The following is a 25039-nucleotide window of genomic DNA, read 5'->3' as shown; positions in this document are numbered from 1 at the left end:
TTCGAATCCCTGACGGTCCACCATTTGATTTCTCAACTCCCGCCAAGGGAGTTTTTTATTATAGATCGAACTATGATCTAGTTTTCGCCAGGGATTGCCGATATACATTCGAATCGTCCGTTAGCTGCGATTTCCACCCGTTGTATCCAGACAAAAACGAGGGCGGAAAACCGACCCGCTTCGGGACGGTCAATGAGTGCCACGAGGTGGGTAAGCTGGGCCATGAAGTGGGCTGTGTTGAGGGGCGTTGAGGCGCAAGACGGCCCCAAGTGAGTCCTCAGGTGGCTTATAGCAACTGCACAGAGTGTTGTTGCGCCGTGTGAGATGACTACAACTCTCTTAAATTCGATATATAACCTACGCATGTAATGAATAGGCGGCTACGTTTCGGTCAAAATATGCTCCCCGTAGAGCGTGTATAAAAATCCGATCCCCGCCTCGTGGCCCTCATTGACCACACCGAAGGCGAGCGACTTGGTTTTAAGGCGGGGGGGGGTGGGGTGCAACGAGGCCGCTGAGGCCGCTCTGCGCCTTTAGATGCGTCTTGGGGCGGACGCCGAGCGGGGGCGCCCACCCACAATGGTGTCTTCTTCATAGCGCTTACGCCCTTTCATGGGCATAGGGATATCCTCTTGGCGTCCGGCGCTACCCAATCGTCACGTTGAGCGTGTTGCGCCTACCCGTCAAGAACGCGCGCGACGGGTAGGCCAGCGCGGGATCCTCTTGCGGGTAGTCCGCTCGCGCGTGCGACCCGCGGCTTTCGCTGCGCTCCCGCATCGCTTCGACCATGGCACGGGCCAGCAGCAGCTGGTTGTTCAGGCGATGGTAGAGCATGGCGCTGCGGTTCGCCGAATCGTTTGCCTGCGAGGGCTTCACGGCGATATCGCGAACGGTCTCCTCAAGCTCGACGATCTGTTCAAGCGCGGCATCAAGGCTGTCTTCCGTACGGCGAATCATGCAATGCTCGCTCATTAGGCGGTGCAGCTCTCCGGTGATCTTGGTGACGTTGTACATCTCGATCGCTCGCGTTTGCATGGGAACCTTCAACGGCGTTTCCGTGCCGCCCATACTTGCGTCAACGTTGCGCGAAGCGGAGGCGACGCGAGCGTATTTCGCCGCGGCCCTGCCTGCAGCCTTGCCAAAGACCACGCCGTTTGCGCTTGAGAGCCCGCCAATGCGGTCGGCGCCGTGCATGCCTCCCGTTGCCTCGCCGCATGCGTACAGGCCTTCCACGCCCGTTTCGCCGCGGCTATTGATGCGAATGCCACCGTTGGAGGCGTGAGCGTACATACCCAGCCGCAGCGGAGTATCCGGTTTGACGCCAAACTCATCTTTAAGCCAGCTGCTTAAGGTTTGGACAAATTCGGGCACGTTGTCTTTGGGGTAGTTCATGGTGACGGGCCAGCCGTCCTCGCCGGCGGAGTCTATGGCAAAATCCACGGCGCGCGACGCGAGCCTGCTGGTAAAGGGGCCGTAGCCAGAGCGCATCTCAAGCAGGTCGGCCGTTGAGTGGCGCGCGCGGTCCAGCGACTCGTTCGGCGCGGCGTAGCGAAACGTCTTCTCGTTGAAGACGACGCCGCGGGCGGGCGAGAGCAGCCCCGGCATCATCTGCATAAACTCGATATTTATAAGCGAGCAGCCGTGTTTTAGGGCGATGCCTTGGACGGACCCCAGCACGTCTCTTGACGTCAGCGTGCGTTCAAACAGACCGCTGGTGCCGCCGGTCGCCAGGATCACGGCTCGCGCGCCCACGGCGGCGAATCGCTTGGTAGCGGTGTTGAGAAATAGCGCGCCCGCAAGCCGGTCGCTTCCATCCATAAGGTCAACAAGTTCATGGCGCTCGAGCAGGTCGATGCCAAAGCGATCGATCGCGCTTGTAAACGCGTCTTGCATAGATTGACGGGTAAGGCCGCGCCATTGGCGGTGCTTATGGTCAAAGCAGGGGATAAAGGCCTTCTGGGACGCAGCGTCTGTGGACGAGGGCTCCATCAGCTCCACGCCCACCTCATCTTGCAGCCACGCCAGCGCCGGGCGGATGCCATGGGCGAATGCATCGACCAGCGAGGGCACGGCGACGCCGCACCCCACGCGCTTGATGGTGCCTGCAAGGTCGGTGGCGTCTTCATCGTCCACGGGTGCGATAAGGCCCAGGCCCCATGTGCCCGGGTAGAAGCTCGAACCAGAGAACAGCTTGCCCGCGCTGGCAAGAGCCACCTGCGCGCCTGTCTGCGCCGCGCTCACGGCGGCGGAAAGCCCCGCGATGCCCGTTCCAATTACAAGTACGTCGTACATAGCGCCCCGCTTGATATCGATAGGTTAATCCCGTCCAGTATAGGGGAGGGCGCGGCGTCGCTGTGTGCGTTTGCGCGGGCGGCGCGTGGGTGTAGGCGAGCGCAGGTGATGCCCACCCATAAAAGAAAAGCCGCCACCCGAAACGGGTGACGGCTCTCAAGACGTCTATCGAAAGCGATAGGGGATGTCTTAGTTGTTCAGAGCGGCGTTGACGGCAACGGCGCAGGCGACGGTGGCACCGACCATGGGGTTGTTGCCCATGCCGATGAGGCCCATCATGTCGACGTGCGCGGGGACCGAGGAGGAGCCGGCGAACTGGGCGTCGGAGTGCATACGGCCCATGGTGTCGGTCATGCCGTAGGAGGCAGGGCCGGCGCCCATGTTGTCCGGGTGCAGGGTACGGCCGGTACCGCCACCAGAGGCGACGGAGAAGTACTTCTTGCCAGCCTCCAGGCGCTCCTTCTTGTAGGTGCCAGCGGTGGGGTGCTGGAAGCGCGTGGGGTTGGTGGAGTTACCGGTGATGGAGATGTCGACGTTCTCGTGCCACATGATGGCAACGCCCTCGCGGACGTCGTCGGCGCCGTAGCAGTTGACGGCGGCACGGGGACCATCGGAGTAGGGGATGGTCTCAACGATCTTCAGCTCGCCCGTGAAGTAGTCGAACTGGGTCTTCACATAGGTGAAGCCGTTGATGCGGGCGATGATCTGGGCGGCGTCCTTGCCCAGGCCGTTGAGGATGACGCGCAGGGGCTTCTGACGGGCCTTGTTGGCGTTCAGAGCCAGCTTGATGGCGCCCTCGGCGGCAGCGAAGGACTCGTGGCCGGCCAGGAATGCGAAGCACTCGGTGTCGTCGGACAGCAGCATGGCGCCCAGGTTGCCGTGGCCCAGACCAACCTTGCGGTCCTCGGCGACGGAGCCCGGAACGGTGAAGGCCTGGATGCCCTCGCCAATGACGGAAGCGGCCTCAGAAGCGGTCTTCACGCCGCGCTTGAGGGCCAGGGCGCAGCCCAGGGTGTAGGCCCACTCGGCGTTCTGGAACGCGATGGACTGGGTGTCGTGAACGATCTCGCGAGCGTTGACGCCCTTGTCGAGGCAGATCTGCTCGGCTTCCTCGAGGGAGGCGATGCCGTTCTCTGCGAGGCAGGCGTTGATCTTCTCAATGCGGCGCTCGTAACCTTCGAAAGTAACAGTCATTCTTATATCCCTCCCTTTCTACTCGTGAACCGGGAACACGTTGGCGACGGTGTGAGTCTCCTCGTCGGTACGAGGATCGATGTACTTGGCGGCGTTCTCCCACTGGCCGTAGTGACCCATGGCGCCGGCGATGGCCTCCTCGGGGGTCTTGCCGGCCTTGAGGGCGTCGGTGAACTTGCCAAGGTTCATGAACTCGAACGCGATGATCTCGTTCTTGTCGTTCAGAGCCATGCGGGTAACGTAGCCCTGGGCCAGCTCGAGGTAGCGAGCGCCCTTGGCCTTGGTGCCGAACATAGTGCCGACCTGGGAGCGAAGGCCCTTGCCAAGGTCGTCAAGGGAGGCGCCAACCGGCAGACCGCCCTCGGAGAACGCGGTCTGGCTGCGGCCGTACACGATCTGCAGGAAGATCTCGCGCATAGCCACGTTGATGGCGTCGCAGACAAGGTCGGTGTTGAGAGCCTCAAGGATGGTCTTGCCGGGGAGAATCTCGGAAGCCATAGCGGCGGAGTGAGTCATGCCGGAGCAGCCGATGGTCTCGACCAGAGCCTCCTCGATGATGCCCTCCTTGACGTTGAGCGTGAGCTTGCACGCGCCCTGCTGGGGAGCGCACCAACCCACACCGTGCGTGAGGCCGGAGATGTCAGAGATCTCCTTGGCCTGAACCCACTTGCCCTCCTCGGGAATGGGTGCGGGGCCGTGGTATGCGCCCTTGGCGACGGGGCACATGTTCTCCACTTCAGATGAGTACTGCATGCCTCTCCTCTCTGTTGTAGTAACACGACATGCAAAACTTATTTTAGCGCGAAATGCGCCTTGCCATTTCGGTGAACGGTCGAGTTTTTTCGGATGCGGCGGCAGTTATAGTATTTGGACGAGTTTTTGGTTGGATCCCCGTCGCGTTTCAGCGGGTCTCGGGCGAGTCGCGGCAGGGTACGGCAGGCGGCTGCGGTAGGCGGCTGCGGGTTGCGGCGGGCGAGTGGAGGCTGCCTGCGGTCTGGGTTTTGGACGATGAAATTGTTACGTCGGCGTGAACGCGGCATCGCCGGCGGCGACCCTAGCCCTCTATATGCAGCCGCTTCTCGCAGGCGCGCGCCGCGGCGCTCAGCCCGGCGTCAAAGGCAAGTGCCAGCGCGGCGCAGCATATGGTGCCGCCCAAAATCTTGTCGATATTCATGGTGCGAAGACCGCTAAAGAGCACGGCTCCCAGGCCTCCGGCGTTGATGGCGGCCGCGACGGTGGCTATCCCTACGGTAGAGACGCAGGAAAGGCGCAGTCCCGCGAGAACGGCGGGCATCGCCAACGGCAGGCGCACCGTCAGCAGCACCTGGGTCTCGCTCATGCCCATGCCGCGGGCCGCCTCCAGCACGGAGGCGTCCACGCCGCGAAGGCCCTCCAGGGCGTTTCGCACCAGCATGAACTGGTTGTACGCCACCATCACGATGACGGCGGTGGTGAATCCCAGGCCGGTCCACGGGATGAGCAGCGCGAACAGCGCCAGCGAGGGGATGGAGTAAAACGCGCCCATAAGCTCCACGGCGGCGTCGCCCAGGCGCTTGAACTTAAGGCAGGCCAGGGTGAGGACGCAGGCCAGGGCGCAGGAGGCGATCATGGTGACGCCCAATAGCTGCAGGTGCTGGGCGCAGGCGCGCATAAAAAGGTCCGCGTGACTTGCCATATAGGAGAAGACGCCCATCGCTATCGCCCCTCCGGCGATGCCTTGGGGGCGCCGTCGCGCCCCGCCGGGGCCAAGAAGCCCTGTGTGGCCAGCAGCTCGCGCACAAAGGGCGTGGCGGGGCGGGCGATAAGCTCGTCCGGAGAAGCGAACTGCTGCACGCGTCCGGCGTCCACCACCAAGATCTTGGTGGCGAGCTTCATGGCCTCGGCCACATCATGCGTCACAAAGATAAACGTCTTGCCGCTACCGCGGTGGATGCGCAGCAGCTCGTCTTGCAGGCTGGCGCGGGTAAGGGCGTCGATGGCTCCAAAGGGCTCGTCCAGCAGCATGATCTGCGGCTCGGCGGCAAGGGCGCGCACCAGGCCCACGCGCTGCTGCTGCCCGCCGGAGAGCTGGGCGGGGTAGCGGTCGGCGAACTCGGCGGGATCCAGGTGCACCAGGCGCAGCAACTCGTCCACGCGCTGGTCTATGCGGCCGCGGTCCCACTTGAGGATCTTGGGCACGCAGGCGATGTTCTGCGCCACGGTCATGTGGGGGAACAGGCCGGTCTGCTGGATCACGTAGCCAATGCGGCGGCGCAGCTCCACGGGATCCAGCTCGGCGACGTTCGTCCCGTCCACCAATACGCGGCCCTCGTCGGGGTCGTGCAGGCGGTTGATGAGCTTGATGAAGGTGGTCTTGCCGCCACCGGAGGTGCCCAGCACGCAGACCAGCTCACCGGGCTCGATGGCCAGGCTCACGTGGTCCAGCGCGGGCGCGGCGGCGCCGGTGAAGCGCTTGGTGACGTCGATGAATTCCACGGCTGGGGCGGTCGCGGTCTGCACGGCGCTCCTTTCGAGAGGGGTCTGGTCAAAGGGGACGAGGAGGGATTGCTTGATAGCTACCTGATGGCTACCCGATGCTCTCGAAAAAGTCGCGGGCCACGTCCTCGTACTCCTCCTTGTCTATGTCCACCCGGGCGTTCAGGCGGGTGAGCTCCTGGGTGGTGAGGGCGTCGTTCACGCGCTTGAGGGCCTCCTCGATCTGGGGATGCGCGTCCAGGACCTCGGCGCGAACAACGGGGGCCACGTTATAGGGCGGCCACACGTGCTTATCGTCCTCCAGCAGGGTGAAGGCGTCATCGGTGAGCTGGGCCTCGGTGGTGTAGGCGGGGGTCACGTCCATCTCGTCGTTGGCGAGCACCTGGTATTTGAGGCCCTCGTCAAAGACGGCATGGTCCTTCCAGTCAAAGGGGCCGTAGACCGCCTCCAGCGCGGGCAGGCCGTCGGCTCGCTCGTCGAACTGGCCCTGGCTGGCAAAGCGCAGCTCGCCGGCGTGCGCCTGCAGGTCGGAGATGGTCTTGATGCCAAGGCGCTTCGCAGCCTCGGTGCGAATGACCAGGCCCTGGCCGTCGGCGGCTTCGGACTTGTCGAGCCATACCAGGTCGAACTGCTTTTTATACTCGTCCTTCACGGTGTTGTAGACGGTCTCCGGGTCGGTTAGGGGGTCCATCTGCAGCACGGAGATCAGGCCGGTGCCGGTGTATTCGGGGTACAGGTCGATGTCGCCGCTCTCAAGGGCGGTGTGGATAAGCGAGCCGGAGATCTCGAAGGAGCGGTTTACGGTGAGGCCCGCGTCTTCCAGCGCCAGCGCGTAGAGCTCGGAGAGGATCACGCCCTCGGTAAAGGCCTTGGAACCCACGGTGACGGCGTCGCCATCGCTGCCGGAGCAGCCGGCGAGCGCGCCCGCGCCAAAAAGCGAGAGGGTGGCGGCGCCGCACAGGGCCAGGGCGCCGCGGCGGGATACGGGTTGGTTCATGGTTGCATCCAATCTGGTAGGAGGGTCTTTGCCGCGGGCGGGTAGGTGCGGCCATGGGGGGCTAGCGCCCCGCGCGCTCGTAGCGGCGCATGCGTGCGTCCACAAGCGCCAGGCTGCGGTTCACCAGCAGCGAGAGCAGGGCGACGGACAGCCCGCCGATCCACAGCAGGTCGCTGCGCAGCGCGCCCAGGCCGGTGTAGATCAGCACGCCCAGTCCTCCCGCGCCAATGTAGGCGGCAAGGGTGGCGGAGGCGATGACCTCGGTGGCGGCGGTGCGCACGCCGGCGAACGCCAGGGGAAAGGCGAGCGGGCATTTGATGGAAAAGAAGAGCTGCGCGCGGTTCATGCCCATGCCCAGCGCGGCCTCTATCACCGCGGCGGGGACGCTGCGGAAGGCGACGGCGGTGTTGATGAGGATGGGCGGGATGGCCAGCACCGTGAGCGCCGCCACGGCGGGCGGGGTGCCCACGCCCAGCACGGGCACGCATAAGATGAGCACGGCCAGGCTGGGGATCACGCGGAACACCCCCGCGACGCCGCCCGCCAGCCGTTCGGTGAGGGCGCTCGCGCTGCAGGCGACGCCCAGCGGCAGCGCGAGCGCGCAAGCGGCGAGCAAGGCGGTGGCGCTGATGGCCAGGTGCTCGGCCACCATCTGCAACCAATCGGCGCCGTTTTGGGCGAAGTATGTTGCGATTGCTTCGATCATGCGCGGGTTACTCGTCCTTTTAACGCTCGTTGTCCGGCTGGGGGGTTGTCCGGCTGGGGACGCGGGCTCTAGAGCATGCCGTCCAGGGTGCGCCAGGCGAGCTCGGCGCACTTCACGCGGGCGGGCATGTGGGAGATATCCTTGAGCTGGGCGGCCTCGTCCAAATCCTCGTAGTCTTCTGAAGAGAGCTCCTCACCGCGGATCATGGCCAAGAACAGCTCGGAGAGGCGCTTGGCCTCCTCGACGGTCTCGCCGGTGATGAGGTCCGCCATGATATCGGCGGAAGCCTGGCTGATGGCGCAGCCGTGGCCGGTGAAGGCGGCCTCCTCGATCACGCCGTTCTCCACGCGAAGGGAGAGCGTGAGCTCGTCGCCGCAGCTGGGGTTGATGCCGTCATGGGTGTGGGTGGCGTTGTCCATCTGGTACTTGTAGTCCGGGTGGGAGTTGTGCTCCATAAACGAGGTGGAAGAGTAGAGGTTGCCCATGGGGTCTCCTATCGAATAAGCGGGGCCACCCGCAGCAAAATGGGACGGCCCCGTAGAGGTTGGTTTGACGCGCTAGCCGTTGAAGGTGCGCCACACGGCGTCCAGCGCCTCGAGGAACGCTTCGACGTCGTGCTTGTCGTTGTAGAACGCCAGGCTCATGCGGCAGCAGGCCAGGTTCTCCACGCCAAGCCAGGTGAGCAGCGGCTGGGCGCAGTGGTGGCCGGCGCGGATGCAGACGCCCTGCATGTCCATGATGCTGGCCACGTCGTGCGGGTGGATGCCGCGCACGTTGAAGCTGATCACGCCGTGGTGGCGGTCCCAGTAGATGGAGCCGATGATGTCCACGTAGGGCAGCTGGCTCATCTGCGCCATGGCGTAGTGCACAAGTGCGGCCTCGCGCGCCTGGATGGCCTCATAGCCCACCTGGTTGACCAGGTAGTCCAGGGCGACGCCGGTGGCGTAGATGCCCGCGGCGTCCTGGGTGCCCGCCTCGAACTTCTCGGGCACGGGCGCCCAGACGGCGTCCTGCTCGGTGACGGAGTCGATCATCTCGCCGCCGGTGAGGAAGGGGCGGGAGCGCTCGAGCAGCTCCATCTTGCCCCACAGCACGCCCACGCCCATGGGGCCCAGGGCCTTGTGGGCCGAGAAAGCGAAGAAGTCCGCGCCCAGCTGCGCCACGTCCACGGCCATGTGCGGCACGGACTGCGCGCCGTCGACCACCATGTAGGCGCCGTTCGCGTGAGCGGCCTGGGCCAGCTTGGCGATGGGGTTCTCGACGCCAAGGACGTTGGAGACCTGCGTGGCCGCGACGATCTTGGTCTTGGGGCCGATCTTGGCGGCGATCTCCTCATCCGTGAGCTGGCCGGTCTTGGTGGGGTAGAGGTAGACCAGGGTGGCGCCCGCCTCGCGGCAGGCCTGCTGCCACGGGATGAGGTTGGAGTGGTGCTCCATCACGGTGATGGCGACCTCGTCGCCGGCTTCGAGCACGGTGGGGGCGAAGGCCTTGGCCACAATGTTCAGGCTCTCGGAGGTGTTGCGGGTGAAGACCACCTCGCGCGGGTCGCCCGCGCCGATAAGGCCCGCGATCTGGGAGCGCACCTTGGCGATGGCCTCGGTGGCCTCGACGGAGAGCGAGTACAGGCCGCGCAGGGGGTTGGCGTTCATGGTCTCGTAGAACTCTTTTTGGGCGGCGAGCACGCAGGCGGGGCGCTGCGCGGTGGCGGCGCTATCGAGAAAAGCGATCTGGGGCTTGCCCGCCAGCAGCGGAAACTGCGCCTTGTAAGGGTTGGTCTCGATGTCTACGCGGGGCCATGCGCGCGATGCGGGCGTGGAGGCGTCCAGCACGGGAGCGCCCGGGGCGGTGCAGGTGTCGCAGCCCACGTTCTCGGTATCGATCATGCGATCTCCTCTTCAAAGTTATCGACCAGGGTGGAGGCCAGGTGCACCACGTTGTCGCGCATCTGCTCGTCCGGGGCGGTGATGGCGGCGTCTTCCAGCTTGGCCGAGATAAAGAGCTCCTCTGCCTGCTTCTCGGACAGGCCGCGGCAGCCCATGTAGAACAGCTGCTCGGGGCGCACGTGGCCGATGGTGGCGCCGTGGTTGCCGGCGACATCGTCCTCATCGCACAAGATCATGGGCACGGTCTTGTTGTCCACGCCCTTGTTGGCCAGAAGCACGGTCTCGCGCTCGTTGCCCTGGGCACCCTTGGCGCCGTGCATAAGGTCGATGGTGCCGCGCAGGATCTTCTTGGACGTTCCGGTGAGCACGCCGTTGGCGTCCAGGTTGCACTCGGTCTTCTTGCCGCGGTGGCGCACGATGTAGTTGAAGTCGCGCTCGTCTGCGCCCGCGCCCAGGTAGCTGGTGTCGATATCGATGCGCGAGCGGTCGCCGCGCAGGTCGGCGGCAAGGCCGGTGGCGGTGAAGGAGCCGCCCAGCACCACGTGGCGCACGGTGACGCGCGCGTCGTCGTCCAGGACAAAGCCGGAGTCCTCCACGCAGGTCACGCCCGCGCCGCAGGTAAGGTAGACGGTCACGTTCACGCGGGAGCGCTCGCCCGCGAAGACGCGCAGGGCAGAGCCGGCAAAGGCTGCCTGGTCCGCGCCGCAGGCGGCGTCGATGGAGATGGCCAGGTCGAGCTCGGAGTCCTCTGCAGCCACCACGTCGATGCTCGCGGACGAGGAGGTGCCGGGGCGGGCGGACACGCGCACCGTGGCGGATGCCTCGTCGCCCGGCTCGGTCGCCAGCACGGCGGTGCCGCCGGCCAGGAAGTTGAGGTAGGCGCGCGCATCGCGGCCCACGCCGGTCTCGAAGTCCGCGGCCACGTCGCCGGCTATCTGGGACAGGGCCACCTTCTTCTCATAGGAGGAGAGCGCCGGGGTGTCCAGGTCGCTGGCGCCGGCGTCGTGCCCCTGCGCGGCGCGCAGGATGGCGCGGGTGTCCGCATCGTCGCCGCGGCGGGCGTCCACGCGCTGCTGCAGCATCTCGACGGCCCCCTCGAAGCTGGCATGGGTCTCCAGCAGGTCGCCGGCGTTCTCGATCACCACCTGGCAGTCGCGCTCCAGCCCCGCGGGCACGGCGACCTTGGTCTCGTTCATCTTGAGCCAGCTCCAGGTGGAGGCGGGCATGGCGTTCGCCTTTTTGATCACAAGAGCGTCCATCTAGCCAATCGCTCCTTCCATCTCGAGCTTGATCAGGTTGTTCATCTCAACGGCGTACTCCAGCGGCAGCTCCTTGGAGACCGGGTTGGCGAAGCCGTTGACAATCATGGTGCGGGCCTCCTCCTCGGAGATGCCGCGGCTCATGAGGTAGAAGATCTTGTCGTCGCCGATGCGGCCGATGGTGGCCTCGTGGCCTATGTTGACGTCCTTGGCGCGGATGTCCATCGCGGGGATGGTGTCCGAGCGCGAGATGTCGTCGAGCATGAGCGACTGGCAGGAGACAGATGCCGTGGCGCCCTCGGCCGCCGGGGTGGCGACGATGGAGCTGCGGAACGTGGAGATGCCGCCGCCCTTGGAGATGGACTTGGTCTCGACCGTGGCAGAGGTGTCCGGCGCGCCCAGGACCACCTTGCAGCCGGTATCCAGGTTCTGGCCGGTGCCGGCAAAGGTGATGCCGGTGAAGCTGGAGCGGCTCTTGCGGCCGGAAAGCACGCTCATGGGGTAGAGGTAGCCCACGTGGCTGCCAAAGGAGCCGGAGATCCACTCGATCTCGCCGTACTCGTCGCAGCGGGCGCGCTTGGTGTTCAAGTTGTACATGTTCTTGGACCAGTTCTCGATGGTCGAGTAGCGCAGGTGCGCGCGCTTGCCCACAAAGAGCTCGACGGCGCCCGCGTGCAGGTTGGCCACGTTGTACTTGGGTGCGGAGCAGCCCTCGATAAAGTGCAGGTCCGCGTCGTCCTCTACAACGATAAGGGTGTGCTCGAACTGGCCGGCGCCCTTGGCGTTCAGGCGGAAGTAGCTCTGCAGGGGGAAGTCCAGCTTGACGCCCTTTGGCACGTAGACAAACGAGCCGCCGGACCATACGGCGCCGTGAAGGGCGGCGAACTTGTGGTCCGTGGGCGGGATCAGCGTCATGAACTTCTCGCGGATGATGGCCTCCCACTCCGGCTCGTGCAGCGCCTCCTCGATACCAGAGTAGACGATGCCCATCTTAGAGGCCGTGTCCTGCATGTTGTGGTAGACCAGCTCGGAGTCGTACTGGGCGCCCACGCCGGCCAGGTAGCTGCGCTCGGCCTCGGGGATGCCCAGGCGCTCGAAGGTGTTCTTGATGTCGTCCGGGACGGACTCCCAGTCGTTTTTCTGCTCGGTGTTGGGCTTGACGTAGGTGACGATGTTGTCCATGTCCAGGCCCTCGATGCCCGGGCCCCAGGTGGGGTTGGGCATCTTGTGGTAGATCTCCAGCGACTTCAGGCGGAAGTCCAGCATCCACTGGGGCTCGTCCTTGCGCTGGGAGATCTCGGTGACAATGTCCGGGGTGAGGCCGGCGTCCAGGCGCTCGAAGCCCTCCTCGCCGTAGGTGAAGTCGTAGAGGCTGCGGTCGATGTCCGCTACCTCGGTGCGTTTCTTGCTCATGCGCCCCTCCTTAGCGGGCGTCCGCGTTGCCGCAGGAGTCGCCGGCTCCGTCGAGCGTGGCGCGCAGCGACTGCACCATGCCGGCGCCCAGGCTGCTGGCCGCGGCGCGGACGGCGTCGATGGCGGCGTCGCGGGAGGGCTCGCCCTCGCGCTCGGCGCGCTCAGCCTCGAGCTGGGCCGCAGCCTCGCGCTCGAAGGTGTCGAAGCCGTTGGCGTCGATCCAGGGGATCAGCGAGGCGTCGTCCTCGCGGACGATGCGGCCGTTGACCATGACGTGCACGCGGTCGACCTTGAGGTGCTCCAGGATGCGCGTGTTATGGGTGATGATGAGAAGCGAGCCGTCGGTCTGCTTGCGGTAGGCGTCCATGCCGCGCGAGACCACGCCCAGGGCGTCCACGTCCAGGCCGGAGTCGGTCTCGTCCAAAATAGCCAGCTTGGGCTGCAGAAGCAGCAGCTGCAGCATCTCGACCTTCTTCTTCTCGCCGCCGGAGAAGCCCACGCCCAGCTCGCGGTTGAGGTAGGACACGTCCATGTTGAGCTCGCCGGCGAGCTCGGTGACGCGGCGGCGGAACTGCTTGCCCTTCATCTCGAGGCCCTCGCGTCCGGCGATGGTGGCGCGCAGGAAGCTGGACAGCGGCACGCCGGGGATCTCCACCGGTGCCTGGAAGGACAGGAACAGGCCCGCGCGCGAGCGCTTGTCGCAGGAGAGCTCGGTGACGTCCTGGCCGTCGAAGAAGATGGAGCCCTCGTCCACGCTATAGGCGGGGTCGCCCATGACCAGGTGGCCCAGGGTCGACTTGCCGGCGCCGTTGGGGCCCATGAGAACGTGGGTCTCGCCAGCGGCGACGTCCAGGTTCACGCCGTGCAGGATGGTTTTCTCGTCCACCGACGCGGTGAGGCCGCGAACGGAGAGGAGCGAGTCAGCAGTGGTGGTCATGTGCTGCGCCTTTCTGTTCTTACGGGCTTGCTGCGTGCTGATGCGCGTTTCAGTCGCGCTCGGCGCGGCGCGTGGGGCACAGAAGGCGGCGTTTGGTTGTTACGGTTGTGTTGCGCCCGACCGCTTTGCAGAAACCCTAGGAATTCTCTCGGATTAACGATAAGATTGTACCGTTTTTAGTCAAGGATAAATCCGAGTAATCCACTAAGATTTATGTGCGATTGATGGCGTTGGCCGCCGACGTTGTTCGCGGGCCCGGGCGTCCGGGTTTTCCGGGTCGTGCACCCGGGCACTCGAACGGCGTGCCCGCGTGGCGGGGCGTCCGGTCGCTTCGCTATCGCATGGTGGATGGACAAAAAGGAGGGTTGCATGCTCATCTCGTCAAAAGGGCGCTACGCGCTGCGCCTTATGATCTATATCGCCGCGTTTGGGGACGAGGAAGGCAAGATCGCCCTTCGCGAGGTCTCGGAGCGCGAGAAGATCTCGCTGAAATACTTAGAGCAGCTGGTGCGCCCGCTGATGCACGCCGAGCTTTTGCGCAGCGTGCGCGGCAAGGGCGGCGGCTACGTGCTGGCGCGCCCGGCCGATGAGATCACCGCCGGCGACATTTTGCGCGCCGCGGAGGGCACCACCGCCACCGTGGCCTGCGACGGGCTCGAGGGGGCGTGCACCCGCGCGGACCTGTGTTCCACCGTCAAGTTCTGGACCGGCCTGGAGAAGGCGATCGACGACTACGTAGACGGCGTGACGCTGGCGGACCTTGCCCGCGTGCCGGAGATTCACCTGGATATAGGGCGCAAGTAGCCCGCGGGGGCTCGCGGAGAGGGCACTGAGAGGGTTCGCGGAGAGATCGGCGTTCCGGGACCAAATAGAGCGCTACTGCGGAATGGCGGCTGTGCCAAATAATCGCTTAGTGCGGGTCCTGGACCAAATAGTCGCTTAGTGCGGTCCAAATCGTGTCAAATAATGTGTTAGTGCAGGATGAGGGCGAGATAGGGTGGGTACCTTATGAATAAGGTATCAGCATCGCCCGAGCTAGAAGGCCCGGGCGACGACGCTCGATGAATACAGGAGCCGCTTCGGAGCTCCCCCAATCCGCACTAACGCACTATTTGACCAAACCTCCGCACTAAGTCGCTTTTTGACACAGCCGGACCACCGCCTCTTCGCGGTAAGGGGACCGGAGCGCTACGTCATGCCTGGGGTCGGGCCGAGCGCAACCTCTCGGCAAATAATCCCAGGAGCATCTAAGTCATCTTGGGGGAAAGGGGCCGGAACGCAGCGTGGCGCCGGCACATGGTGTGCCGGCGCCACGACGTTGCATGAAGGCTAAAACACGCGCGGTGGGCGCTACGTGCCTACTCCGCGCGGTGCTCTGCGATCAGGCCGCTGCGGTAGGCGTCCAGCAGCTGGCGCAGGTCGCTTATCTGGCCGCGGATCACGTCGCCGGTATCCGTGTCGCTCACCATGATGCGCTGCTCGTGCGGCTCAAAGCTGGTGGTCTCGCTTTGGATGTCGGCGTTTCTGGTGATGGCTTCCTCCACGCTCTTGAACGCCTCGTGCGCCTTGATGCGCATGCCGCGAGAGCTCGAGATCAAGGTGTAGCCGGCGATGCCGGTGGCGGGGTGGTAGGCGGAGCAGAAGCCGCCGTCGATCACCAGCAGCTTGCCGTTCGCGCGGATGGGCTGCTCGCCCTGCACGGTCTTGACGGGGGTGTGGCCGTTGATGATGTGGCCGCCCGCGTACAGGCCAAACTCGCGCATGATGGCGTCGCACGGGCCCTCTTCGCGCGTCAGGGTGAAGTAGGGGTCCATGGGCTCGGACCAGGTGGACTTGTCCTCTATGTAGGCGCGCTCAAAGGTCTTTACCAAGCGCCCGCTGGCCGGTGACTTAAAGCCGATCCACAGATACCACATCCAGTCCAGGGCCTCCTGGTCGCCGTCGCGCCAGGCGCGCCGCGCTATGCTGTCGCAAAAGTCCAGGTAGTCCCGTCCGCTTTTCCAGGTGCCCATGCAGTTCATGGCGCTAAAGGTGCCGTCCTCGTTCATGGGAACGCAGCCGTGGAACAGCAGGTTGCCGTTGCTTGCCAAATACATCGAGCCGTTGGAGTACAGCAGGTTCACGTGGCGGCGCAGGTGGTCGGAGGCGCGGAACTCCGCCACCAGCTTGTCGACTATCTCGCGCTCCTCGCAGGTGAGCTCGTAGGGGCGCGCGGCGTCCACGGTGGGGAAGTCGCGCGTTGCCAGCGGCCAGGTTCCGTCCTCAAGCTCGATGGTGCCCGCTTCAAGGTCCATCTTGTCCAGCAGCAGGCGCCCCTCCATATCAAACTCCGGGTGACGGGCGATGATCTGCCCCTCGAGCTTGAACAGCAGCACGTTGATCGCCTTGATCAAGGGCGAGATCGCCTCGCCGGGCGCATAGGTGCGGTCGGCAAAGGCCACCAGGCTGCGCAGCGAGATGCCGTAGTCGTTCTCCAAGATCTCGTAGTTGCCGTAGCGCAGGTTGTTGCGCAGCACGGTCACCACGCAGGCGGGCTCGCCGGCGGCCGCGCCCATCCACAAAAGGTCGTGGTTGCCCCACTGCACGTCTAGGCGCTGCGCATGGCACCGCTCCAGGCGGTCCATGATCTTGGACGCCCCGCCGCCGCGGTCAAAGATGTCTCCCACCAGGTGGATGTGGTCCACGGCCAGGCGCTTGATCAGCTCTGCCAGCGAGCAGATAAAGTCTTCGGTAGAATCCGTCTCCAAGATGGAGTCGATGATGCGCTCGTGGTAGCGCACGCGGTAGTTGTTCTCATCCGGGTGCGTGTGCAGCAGCTCGTCGATGATGTAGGCGTAGTCATGCGGAATGGCCTTGCGCACCTTGGAGCGCGTATAGCGGCTCGAGAGCTTGCGCGCCACGGTGATCAGCTGGTCCAGCATGGTCTTGTACCAGGTGGGGGAGTCCTTGCGCTCGCTTCGCACCAGCTCGATCTTCTCGTGCGGGTAGTAGATCAGCGTGCACAGGTCGGCGCGCTCCCGGGCGCCCATGTCCTCAAAGATAAGGTCGACGTGCTCGCGCACCACGCCCGAGCAGTTGTTGAGGATGTGCATAAACGCCTCGTACTCGCCGTGCACGTCGCTCATAAAGTGCTCGGTGCCCTTGGGCAGGTTGAGGATCGCCTGCAGGTTGATGATCTCGGTGAACACCGCCTGCTGGTTGGGAAATTGCTGGGAGAGTAAGGATAGGTACTTCATTGTCTGCTCGGTACAGCCCGATACAACCATGTTGAGAACTCCTTGCGTTTTGGTAAGCGAATGCCGGGCGGCCCCTCCCTGTAGGCTTCTCGGCGTAATGATTCCAGTATGGCCGCAAGCTATCGCGCCCGTGTGAACGGAGCGTTACGGTTCTGCGAGCGGCCCTAAGCCCTCTATGGGCGGCTCCGTCCAATGGGTTTTTGTGGACGAGTACGCCTGCCGTCGTCCGCTCCAACAGGCGCCCGCCATCAAGTCTCAGGCATCGCGCGGGCCCGGGGCTTACAGCTCGGTGGTGCAGCGCCCCTCCACCATGGCCGGGATGTTGGCGATACCGTCCTCCACCATGCTGTCAACGTCCACGTCCGTGTAGAAGGCGATGTGGTTGGTCAGCAGCACGTTGGGGAACTGGCGCAGGTAGGCCATCTTGCGGTTGGAGATGATGTCGTTCATGCGGTTTTCATGGTAGATGCCGCCCTCATCCTCGAAGACGTCCATGGCAAGGGCGCCCACCTTCTCGGATTCCACGGCGTCTATCAGGGCGTCGGTATCCACCAGCTCGCCGCGGCTCACGTTGATCAGCACCACGCCGTCTTTCATCTTGGCGATGGCGTCCGCGTCGATGATGTTGCGGGTGGAATCCATCAGCGGCACGTGGACGGTGATAAGGTCGCTGCCGCGGTGGAGCTCATCCAGGCCTACGTACTCAACGCCCTCGCGCGCGGCGAGGTCTTGGGCGGGGTAGGGGTCGTACGCCAAGATCTTGCAGCCAAAGCCGCCCAGGTAGTCTACGACGACGCGGCCTATGCGCCCGGTGCCCATCACGCCCACGGTCATGGTGCGCAGCTCGCGGCCAAGCAGGCCTTCAAGCGAGTAGTCGTTCACCTGCATGCGCCAGATGGCGGGTTTGCACTTGCGCAGCGCCATGAGCATGAGCATGATGGCGAACTCCGCCACGCCGTAGGGCGGGTAGGTGGTGTTGCACACGCGGATGCCGGCTGCCTTCACGGCGGGCAGGTCTATGTGGTTGAAGCCCACGCAGCGGCTGGATACGTAGCGCACGCCCAGTTGCTGCAGCCGCGCCACAATATCTGCGGTGAGCAGCGACTTGTTGGTGATGACGATGGCCTCGTAACCCTTTAGTCCATCAATGCTGTCAGCGCTTAACGGCTCTGTCACGGCATCGATGGAGTAGTTTTTAGGAAGTGTCCCGGCGGCGCGTTCAAAGGCGGAGAGCTCGTCCTGCCGAAGCTCGAAGAGTCTGATCTTCATAGTGTCGTTCCTTTCTGGGAGGATGAGGTGATGGCGGTTCCGTCCGGATTCTTCCCGAACCGGGTTCGGTCGATACGTTCGCGGCGGTGGCTCGGGACGATGACGTGGGATTCGATCCGTTTCGGGGCTGTTTGCCGCTATTATGTAAGCATGCTTTTGTGCTGAGTCTGAGTGTATGACTGGAGAGGTGGCTATTTGTTTGAGACATGTTTTATCCCCCGTCACGTGCTAGTGGCCGGCGGATGCGGTTTCATAGGCTCTAATCTGGTTCGCTACATAGTCCGCGAGCATCCCGACGTAGCAGTTACCGTGCTCGACAAGCTCACGTACGCCGGTAATCCCGAGAACTTGTCGGGAATTCCAGGAGAGAACCTGCGCTTGGTTGTTGGGGACATTTGCGATGCCGAGCTCGTGGGCCGTCTTGTTGCCGAAGCGGATGCCGTGGTGAACTGCGCCGCCGAGACTCACAACGATAATTCCATCAATGACCCGACGCCCTTTCTCGATTCCAATGTCCGGGGCACGTTTACGCTTATCGATGCGTGTCGATTGCGAGGCGTGCGATACCATCATGTGTCCACCGATGAAGTCTATGGTGAATTGACCTTGGATGATCCCCATAGATTCAACGAGGATGATCCGTATAGACCCAGCAGTCCCTATAGCTCCACCAAGGCAGCGTCTGATCTTCTTGTCCGCGCTTGGGCGCGCACCTACGGGCTGAAGGCGACTATCTCTGGATGTTCAAATAACTACGGTCCCTATCAACATGTCGAGAAGTTCATTCCGCGGCAGATTACTAGCCTTATCGATGGAGAGCGCCCCAAGCTTTACGGCGACGGGAGAAACGTTCGCGACTGGATTCACGTTGACGATCATAGTTCCGCCGTATGGGGGATACTCACCCTAGGGCGGTTAGGCGAGACCTACCTGGTCGGCGCAGGAAGTGAGCGCAATAATCTATCTGTACTGCGCGAGATCCTCAGTGCATTTGGGCGAGCGGAAGACGATTTCGATTGGGTTCGTGACCGACCCGGTCATGATCGGCGTTACGCCATCGATGCCTCCAAGCTTATTCGCGAGCTTGGTTGGAAGCCCGTGCATGTAGACTTTTCTGCCGGTTTGCTCGACACCATAGAGTGGTATCGCAGCAACGAGGGTTGGTGGAGGGTCGCTAAACGAGAGACGGAGGCTCGCTATGCCGCCATGGGGTTTTAACGCGCGGGCCTTGCACATGGTGTAAAGAGTCTGCACGTCGCACAACGGCATCTGCTCGCTGGTATCATGTTTTTGCTACCGCGAGATTGTCGCGCGCCGCTCTGAAAGGACGGCTGCAGGACCGGGCGGCCCGTATCAAACGGAAGGATTTCATCTATGAAGTATTTTGGCACCGACGGCTTCCGCGGCCGTGCGAACGAGGGCCTCAACGTTGACCATGCATTCAAGATCGGCCGTTTTGTAGGCTGGTACTACGGCGCCCGTCGCGGCAAGAAGGCCCGCGTCATCATTGGCAAGGACACGCGCCTTTCGAGCTACATGTTCGAGTCCGCGCTGGTCTCCGGCCTGGTCGCCAGCGGTGCCGATGCCTATATGCTGCACGTCATCCCCACGCCCGGCGTCTCCTATGAGGTTGTCGATGGCGGCTTCGATTGCGGCGTCATGATCACCGCCAGCCACAACCCCTACACGGACAACGGCATCAAGCTGGTGAACCATGAGGGCTATAAGATGGACGAGGACGTTCTCGAGCTCATCGAGGACTACATCGACGGCAAGAGCGAGGTTCCGCTGGCCACCGGCGAGAACATCGGCTGCACCGTGGACTACATGCAGGGCCGCAACCGCTACATCGCCAGCCTTATCTCTAGCTGCGGCTTCTCGCTGCAGGGCATGAAGATCGGCTTGGACTGCGCCAACGGTTCTGCCTCTAGCGTCGCCCGCCCCGTCTTCGACGCCCTGGGTGCGGAGACCCACGTGATCAACAACGCCCCCAACGGCTACAACATCAACGTCGCCTGCGGCTCCACCCACATCGAGGGCCTGCAGCGCTTTGTTGTTGAGAACGGCCTGGACATTGGCTTTGCCTACGACGGCGACGCGGACCGTTGCCTGGCCGTTGACGAGCGCGGCCACTTGGTGGACGGCGACTTGATCCTGTACGTGTGCGGCACCTACCTTAACAAGTACGGTCGCCTGGCCAAGTCCACCGTGGTTCCCACCGTTATGGGCAACTTCGGCTTCTTCCGTGCGCTGGAGGCCGCCGGCCTTAACTACGAGAAGACCGACGTGGGCGACAAGTACGTCTACGCCTGCATGCGTGAGAACGGCTATAACCTGGGCGGCGAGCAGAGCGGCCACATCATCTTTGGCGACCTTGCCAAGACCGGCGACGGCATCCTCACCTCGCTGCGCATCATGGAGGTGCTGCGCGCCGAGCGCGAGAAGCTCTCCGAGCTCACCCGTCCGGTGAAGCTCTACCCGCAGCAGCTGGTGAACGTGCGCGTCTCTGACAAGGACGCCGTCATGAACGGCGAGGACATCAAGGCGGCCATCGCCCAGGCGGAGGAGTACCTCGAGGGCAACGGCCGCGTCTTCGTGCGCGCTTCCGGCACCGAGCCGCTGGTCCGCGTGCTTACCGAGGCTCCGGACGAGAAGCTCTGCACCGAGGCGGGCGCTATTGTCTTGGCAGCGCTTGAGAAGTACAAGCTCGACGAGTAGTGAGTTTGGCGTATAGCACGGCCACCTTCTAACTTGCTTGGGGCTCCTGCGGCGATGTCGCGGGGGCTCTTTTGTTTGCGAGGGGTTTGCGCGGGCATGGGGTTTGCGCTGGCATGGGCTTTGCGTGGGCGAAGGCCTTGCGCGGCGCGCGAAGCCGCCGAGGGGTGCGTGGATGCTGGCATGCGCTATGGGGAGCACGAGCGGGCTTATTTCACACTATTGTTACAAGTGCCAGTGCACAATATGAATTGTTATGGATGACACGCGCATCATGGCATAATCTCACATTGGATTATTCTGATTTCCAGATGAGGGGGATTATGTCGACATACGTACTTACAACCTGCTCAACCGCGGATTACGAGCGCGATTTCTTTGCGCAGCGCACTATACCATATGTTTGCTTTCATTACGAGATGGACGGCCAGGAGTACGTGGATGATCTCTACGAGTCCACCACCCCCGCAGAGTTCTATGGTCGCTTGAAGGCGGGCGGCCAATCCAAGACCTCGCAGGTGGGAGTGGGCGAGTACCAGGAATTCTGGGAGCCCTACCTTGCCCAGGGCCTGGACGTGGTGCACGTGACCCTTTCTTCCGGCATCTCCGGTTCCTATAACTCTGCCTGCCTGGCCGCCTCCGCGCTTGCGGAGCGCTACCCGGATCGCACTATCAAGGTTGTCGACTCCCTGGCTGCGAGCTCTGGCTTTGGTTTGCTGGTGGAGTACATGGCGGACCTTCGCGACCAGGGCGCCACGCTTGACGAGCTGGTCGACTGGGCGGAGACCAACAAGTACAAGCTCAACCACTGGTTCTTTGTGAGCGACCTCGACTGCCTTAAGCGCGGTGGGCGCGTGAGCGCTACCAGCGCCGTGCTCGCGACCGCGCTGAAGATCTGCCCGGTGATGGATATCAACAACCAGGGCAAGTTGGTTCCGCGCGAGAAGATCCGCACCAAGCGCCGCGCTATCGCCGAGCTGGTGCGCGTTATGGCCGAGCGCGCCGACGGCGGGCAGGATTATGACGGCAAGTGCTGCATCTGCCACTCCGACTGCCTGGAAGACGCGCAGGCGCTGGCCGGTCTTATCGAGGAGCATTTCCCCAACGTGAGCGGCGGCGTCTCGATTCACAACATCGGCGCCGTGATCGGCTCGCACACGGGCCCGGGCACCGCCGCCGTGTTCTTTATGGGGCAGGTCCGCGGGGAGTAGACGGCTCGCCGCTTGAGACCCTCCTCGTCCAAAGACTGAGAAAGAGGTTTGCGCAAGAAGAAGCGCGAGCTTATGGCGCGAGAAGCGTTGCAAAAGAATCGACCCCGCTCGTCCGGAAAAAGACGAGCGGGGTCATTTGCGTTTGGAGCCTATGAGACGCAGCGCCGTGCACTGCCGTAGCGGTCGCAGCGCCTGCACTGGTTGTGGCTGTGCACCGGTTGCGACGCGCGCTTACACGAACTTGTCTGCGATTGCCGCGATCACCGGCAGCAGCGCCAGGCCGGCCTTGCCCTTGCCGCGGGGGAAGAAGAAGCCGCCGGGACGGCTCTTGCGCAGGCGCTGGCGCGGGGAGTGGGCCTTGGCCAGCTGCTCGTCCGGAATAGGAACGTCCGCGCGGGCGCTCTCCATGGGGTTCTCCGCGCTCGCCTTGATGGGGTCCAGGATGGGGCCTTCTGGCGTGGCGCCCATCTCGCGGTAGCGCTTCATCATGTCCGCCTGCAGCTGCTGGGCCGAGGGCGGGGTCCAGATGACCGCGTTGGCGCCCGCCTCGCGCGTCTCGCGGATGGAGAGCGAGGAGCGGCCGCCGGACGCGATGAGCGGCATGTTGGGGTAGTGCTCGCGGAGCTGGCGCAGCACGGCGGGGGTGTCCTTGCCGGCGGCGACGTTCAAGATCTTGGCACCGGCCTTGACCTTGGCGTGCGCTACGTCATCGCAGCGCACCACCGTGGCGATGACGGGGATGTCGACCATGCTGGCGATCTGCTCGACCATCTCAGGCGATGCGGGGGAGTTGACGATGACGCCCGCGGCGCCCTGCATCTCCGAGACGGCGGCCAGCTGCACGGCGCGCTTGCCGGCGGTGGTGCCGCCGCCCACGCCCACGAAGACCGGGCACTCCGCCACGGTGAGCAGCGCCTGCGTGATGGCGGGCTGCGCGGTGAAGGGATAGACGGCGAAGATGGCGTCCGCGTTGGAGTTGCGGATGACGGCTACGTCCGTGGTGTAGAGCATAGACTTGATGCGACGGCCAAAGAGCGTGAAGCCGCTGCATTCGTCCATCTCATCCGGAACGCTGAGCGCCGCCTTGCGGAGCCTGCCCTCGATGGGCGCGGGCTCGAGCGGCAGCACGCCGCCGGGGGTGATGGCGGTGACGGGCTCGGCGAACTCCTCGGCGAATTCGACCTCTGAGAAATCGATGGTGGCCTCGATGGACTCTGGTACCTCTGCGGGCACCTGCACGGGAGCATCGGGACGGGGGTCTGGCACGGGAGCGCCTGCGGCTGCCGTGGAGGCCTGCGGCTGTTGGGCGCTGGTCGCCTGCTTAGTCGCATCCATGGAATCCATAATCGTCCCCCTTCATGGTGATAAGGCGAAATGTGCCTTGCGGTAACACGAAATAACGCTCGAGATATTACCCGAGACGCTGTAGCTTATACCGAATTGGCTTTCGAGTCCACGGCTATTTCTTAGATGTGGATGCGCCGGGCGGGGAGCGGTCGTCAGCGGCGGGGGGCGGTCGGGGGTGGCGTGCGCGCGGGCAGGCGGGTTCCGGCCGGCAGCCGTGGTGGATTACGGAGGGCGGAGCTCGCGCGGGCGGAATCCGCGCCTTGCGATGGATACCGCTTTGATGGTTTTAACGCACGGCGCGCGTATATCTGTTAAGCTTTGCAGACAGGCGCGAGGGTTGCGCTTTGATGGAACTGTGCGATTAGATTGGCGGTGCCGATATGGATGTCATGACCATTGTGGGTCCGGTTGCCCTTTGCATCGGCGCTATCGCCGCCGTCGCGGCGCTCTATGCACTCTTCACCTTTATTAAAGACCGTCGCAGGGAGAAGCGCGAGGCGCACGCTCCTCGTCATCGCAAACAGTAGGCCGTCGTCGCGGAGTTGACGGCGCCTTTGCCTGCCGGCGCGAACTCGCTTGACCAGATGGTGCGCTGCTGCGGGTTGCCGGAGTCGCCCTGTCTCCCCGAGTGTCAAATAGTCGCTTAGTGCGGAATCCAGCTGGGACAAATATTGAGTTAGTGCGGGGCTTAGGACAAATAGTCGCTTAGTGCGGACCCCAGCATGACAAATGATGCGTTAGTGCGGAAACGAAGAGATATAGCAAGGGTACCTTATGAATAGGCCGTTCGTATCGCCCAAGCTAGAGGGATCGGGCGATGCTGCCTAATGAATAGGGGAAGCTTGTCGGAGCCCCTCCAATCCGCACTAACGCACTATTTGACCAAACTTCCGCACTAAGCCCTTTTTTGACACGCTGTCCTTCCCGCACTAAGGCGTTATTTGGCGCAGCAAGAAAGATGTGGCTGGTTTTGCCGGTATGGGAAGGGTCTCACAGCGATGCATGCGGTTATGCATGCTCCCGTGCGCGTGAGGTCCTCGCGGTAAAAAGCTTGTGCCCGCGCTAAGGCGGGCACAAGCGGTGGGTTGTGAGCTTTAAGGCGGCGTCGCCTACGCTTTTTTGATCGCGGCGATAAAGAAGCCCTCGAACAGGCGGGTGGGGCGCACGGTGATGGTGCCTTCCAACCCGTTCGGCAGGCAGGGAAGGGCGAGCTCCGGGTTATCCGGAGCGGCTGCGAGCGCTTGGGGGTCGAGCGGGACCAGCTCGCAGTCGCGATGGCGCTTGAGGACCGAGGCGAGCATGAGCTCGTTTTCCTCGGGCAGGATCGAGCAGGTGGAATAGATGAGCGTGCCGCCGCGCTTGAGCACGGTGAGGCCGCGGTCGAGCAGTGCACGCTGCGAACGGGTCACCTTCGAGAGCAGTTGCTGGGTGATGCGCTTCTCCGCTTTGGGATCGCCTGCGCGCACGGTGCCCGTGCCGGTGCAGGGGGCGTCTAGCAAGACCTGGTCAAAGCTGAAGAACTCGTCCAGCTTGCGAGCGTCGACGCGCATGATCTGCAGGTTGGTAACGCCCTGCTTATCCATGTTGTACTGCAGCTTCTCCGCGCGCGGCACGTTGAGCTCGCAGGCGCAGATGTGCGCCGCGCCGTGGGTGAGGGCGGCGATCTGCGAGGTCTTGCCTCCGGGTGCGGCGCACATGTCGAGGATGTCCGCCCCCTCTCGCGGGGCGAGCGCCAGCGGGGGCAGCATGGACGAGAGGCTTTGCAGGTAGATGCCTCCCTTTCGGTAGATGTCCATGCCCCAGACGTCGCGCTCGCTGGGCGCGTCCACCACAAAGGCGTCCTTATACCAGGGGGCGTGTTCGTAGGGGATGCCCGCCCCATCGAGCGCGGCGGCGACATCGTCCGCGCTCGCCTTGAGGGTGTTGGCGCGCAGGGTGGTGGGCCGCTGGGCGGCTTGCTGGTATCCGTCGAATATCTGGTTCGCGATGTCCTCGCTGTATGCGGCCTGGACCTGCTGGACAAGGAAGGCGGGGATGCCGTCTGGTGTGCTCATGGTTATCTCCGTAACTAAAAAGGCGCCCCGGTTTGGAGCGCCTTCTATTGT

At 63.7% G+C, this 25039-nt stretch carries 21 protein-coding genes; 5 read left to right on the top strand and 16 right to left on the bottom strand.

Features of this window, described 5'->3' with window-relative positions:
- Positions 1-645 precede the first annotated feature (645 nt).
- The 12 genes from B3H65_RS00525 to sufC all read right to left on the bottom strand — a co-directional run bounded on the left by B3H65_RS00525 (position 646) and on the right by sufC (position 13156).
- Positions 646-2292, bottom strand: a complete 1647-nt coding sequence (locus B3H65_RS00525; protein WP_286683702.1) for an FAD-binding protein — start codon at positions 2290-2292, stop codon at positions 646-648.
- A 189-nt stretch (positions 2293-2481) separates the two neighbouring features.
- Positions 2482-3486, bottom strand: coding sequence for a GGGtGRT protein (locus B3H65_RS00520; protein ID WP_286683701.1), 1005 nt, complete (start codon positions 3484-3486; stop codon positions 2482-2484).
- Positions 3487-3504: 18 nt separating this feature from the next.
- Positions 3505-4239, bottom strand: coding sequence for an iron-sulfur cluster assembly scaffold protein (locus B3H65_RS00515; RefSeq protein ID WP_009141741.1), 735 nt, complete (start codon positions 4237-4239; stop codon positions 3505-3507).
- Between the two features lie 301 nt (positions 4240-4540).
- Positions 4541-5179, bottom strand: a complete 639-nt coding sequence (locus B3H65_RS00510; RefSeq protein WP_117679807.1) for an ABC transporter permease — start codon at positions 5177-5179, stop codon at positions 4541-4543.
- 2 nt (positions 5180-5181) lie between these two features.
- Positions 5182-5985 carry an ABC transporter ATP-binding protein gene (locus tag B3H65_RS00505; protein WP_286683700.1) on the bottom strand — a complete coding sequence of 268 codons (804 nt, stop codon included), beginning with the start codon at positions 5983-5985 and terminating at the stop codon, positions 5182-5184.
- A 67-nt stretch (positions 5986-6052) separates the two neighbouring features.
- A complete protein-coding gene (locus B3H65_RS00500) occupies positions 6053-6958 on the bottom strand; it encodes a glycine betaine ABC transporter substrate-binding protein (protein ID WP_286683699.1) in 906 nt (301 codons plus the stop codon).
- 61 nt (positions 6959-7019) lie between these two features.
- Positions 7020-7664 (bottom strand): ABC transporter permease, encoded by a 645-nt coding sequence (locus B3H65_RS00495; protein WP_286683698.1) that lies wholly within the window; start codon positions 7662-7664, stop codon positions 7020-7022.
- Positions 7665-7732: 68 nt separating this feature from the next.
- Complete coding sequence (sufU, locus tag B3H65_RS00490; RefSeq protein WP_117679803.1) at positions 7733-8149, bottom strand: Fe-S cluster assembly sulfur transfer protein SufU; 417 nt, start codon at positions 8147-8149, stop codon at positions 7733-7735.
- A gap of 72 nt (positions 8150-8221) precedes the next feature.
- On the bottom strand, positions 8222-9547 hold the full coding sequence (locus tag B3H65_RS00485) for an aminotransferase class V-fold PLP-dependent enzyme (RefSeq protein ID WP_286683697.1): 1326 nt from the start codon (positions 9545-9547) through the stop codon (positions 8222-8224).
- Positions 9544-10806 carry a SufB/SufD family protein gene (locus tag B3H65_RS00480; RefSeq protein WP_286683696.1) on the bottom strand — a complete coding sequence of 421 codons (1263 nt, stop codon included), beginning with the start codon at positions 10804-10806 and terminating at the stop codon, positions 9544-9546. Before B3H65_RS00480 ends, B3H65_RS00485 begins: the two co-directional genes overlap by 4 nt.
- On the bottom strand, positions 10807-12219 hold the full coding sequence (gene sufB, locus B3H65_RS00475) for a Fe-S cluster assembly protein SufB (RefSeq protein WP_117679801.1): 1413 nt from the start codon (positions 12217-12219) through the stop codon (positions 10807-10809).
- 10 nt (positions 12220-12229) lie between these two features.
- Positions 12230-13156, bottom strand: coding sequence for a Fe-S cluster assembly ATPase SufC (sufC, locus tag B3H65_RS00470; protein WP_278563568.1), 927 nt, complete (start codon positions 13154-13156; stop codon positions 12230-12232).
- Between the two features lie 369 nt (positions 13157-13525).
- On the opposite strand from sufC, the gene B3H65_RS00465 reads away from it, so the two are divergent.
- Complete coding sequence (locus B3H65_RS00465) at positions 13526-13960, top strand: RrF2 family transcriptional regulator (protein ID WP_286683695.1); 435 nt, start codon at positions 13526-13528, stop codon at positions 13958-13960.
- 554 nt (positions 13961-14514) lie between these two features.
- Here the strand turns inward: B3H65_RS00465 and B3H65_RS00460 are convergent.
- Together B3H65_RS00460 and B3H65_RS00455 are read right to left on the bottom strand one after the other, a co-directional pair.
- Positions 14515-16422, bottom strand: a complete 1908-nt coding sequence (locus B3H65_RS00460) for a fructose-1,6-bisphosphatase (protein ID WP_286683694.1) — start codon at positions 16420-16422, stop codon at positions 14515-14517.
- A gap of 249 nt (positions 16423-16671) precedes the next feature.
- A complete protein-coding gene (locus B3H65_RS00455) occupies positions 16672-17661 on the bottom strand; it encodes a D-isomer specific 2-hydroxyacid dehydrogenase family protein (RefSeq protein WP_286683693.1) in 990 nt (329 codons plus the stop codon).
- A 195-nt stretch (positions 17662-17856) separates the two neighbouring features.
- Between B3H65_RS00455 and rfbB the strand changes: the two genes are divergently transcribed.
- From rfbB to B3H65_RS00440, 3 genes are all read left to right on the top strand, one after another.
- Entirely contained in the window at positions 17857-18879 is a 1023-nt protein-coding gene (gene rfbB, locus B3H65_RS00450) for a dTDP-glucose 4,6-dehydratase (protein ID WP_117679796.1), read from the top strand.
- 156 nt (positions 18880-19035) lie between these two features.
- On the top strand, positions 19036-20379 hold the full coding sequence (gene glmM / locus B3H65_RS00445; RefSeq protein ID WP_278563571.1) for a phosphoglucosamine mutase: 1344 nt from the start codon (positions 19036-19038) through the stop codon (positions 20377-20379).
- Positions 20380-20699: 320 nt separating this feature from the next.
- Complete coding sequence (locus B3H65_RS00440) at positions 20700-21587, top strand: DegV family protein (RefSeq protein ID WP_286683692.1); 888 nt, start codon at positions 20700-20702, stop codon at positions 21585-21587.
- A 231-nt stretch (positions 21588-21818) separates the two neighbouring features.
- Here B3H65_RS00440 and B3H65_RS00435 read toward each other — a convergent pair whose 3' ends face one another.
- Positions 21819-22931 (bottom strand): hypothetical protein, encoded by a 1113-nt coding sequence (locus tag B3H65_RS00435; RefSeq protein WP_009140671.1) that lies wholly within the window; start codon positions 22929-22931, stop codon positions 21819-21821.
- Positions 22932-23314: 383 nt separating this feature from the next.
- Here B3H65_RS00435 and B3H65_RS00430 point away from each other — a divergent pair, with 383 nt between their 5' ends.
- A complete protein-coding gene (locus B3H65_RS00430; protein WP_181973349.1) occupies positions 23315-23461 on the top strand; it encodes a hypothetical protein in 147 nt (48 codons plus the stop codon).
- A gap of 582 nt (positions 23462-24043) precedes the next feature.
- Here the strand turns inward: B3H65_RS00430 and B3H65_RS00425 are convergent.
- Positions 24044-24988 (bottom strand): RsmB/NOP family class I SAM-dependent RNA methyltransferase, encoded by a 945-nt coding sequence (locus B3H65_RS00425; protein ID WP_286683691.1) that lies wholly within the window; start codon positions 24986-24988, stop codon positions 24044-24046.
- Positions 24989-25039 lie beyond the last annotated feature (51 nt).

Source organism: Collinsella sp. UBA1693, assembly GCF_002320115.1.
Classification (GTDB): domain Bacteria; phylum Actinomycetota; class Coriobacteriia; order Coriobacteriales; family Coriobacteriaceae; genus Collinsella; species Collinsella tanakaei.
This window is presented reverse-complemented; position numbering and strand designations above follow the sequence as displayed.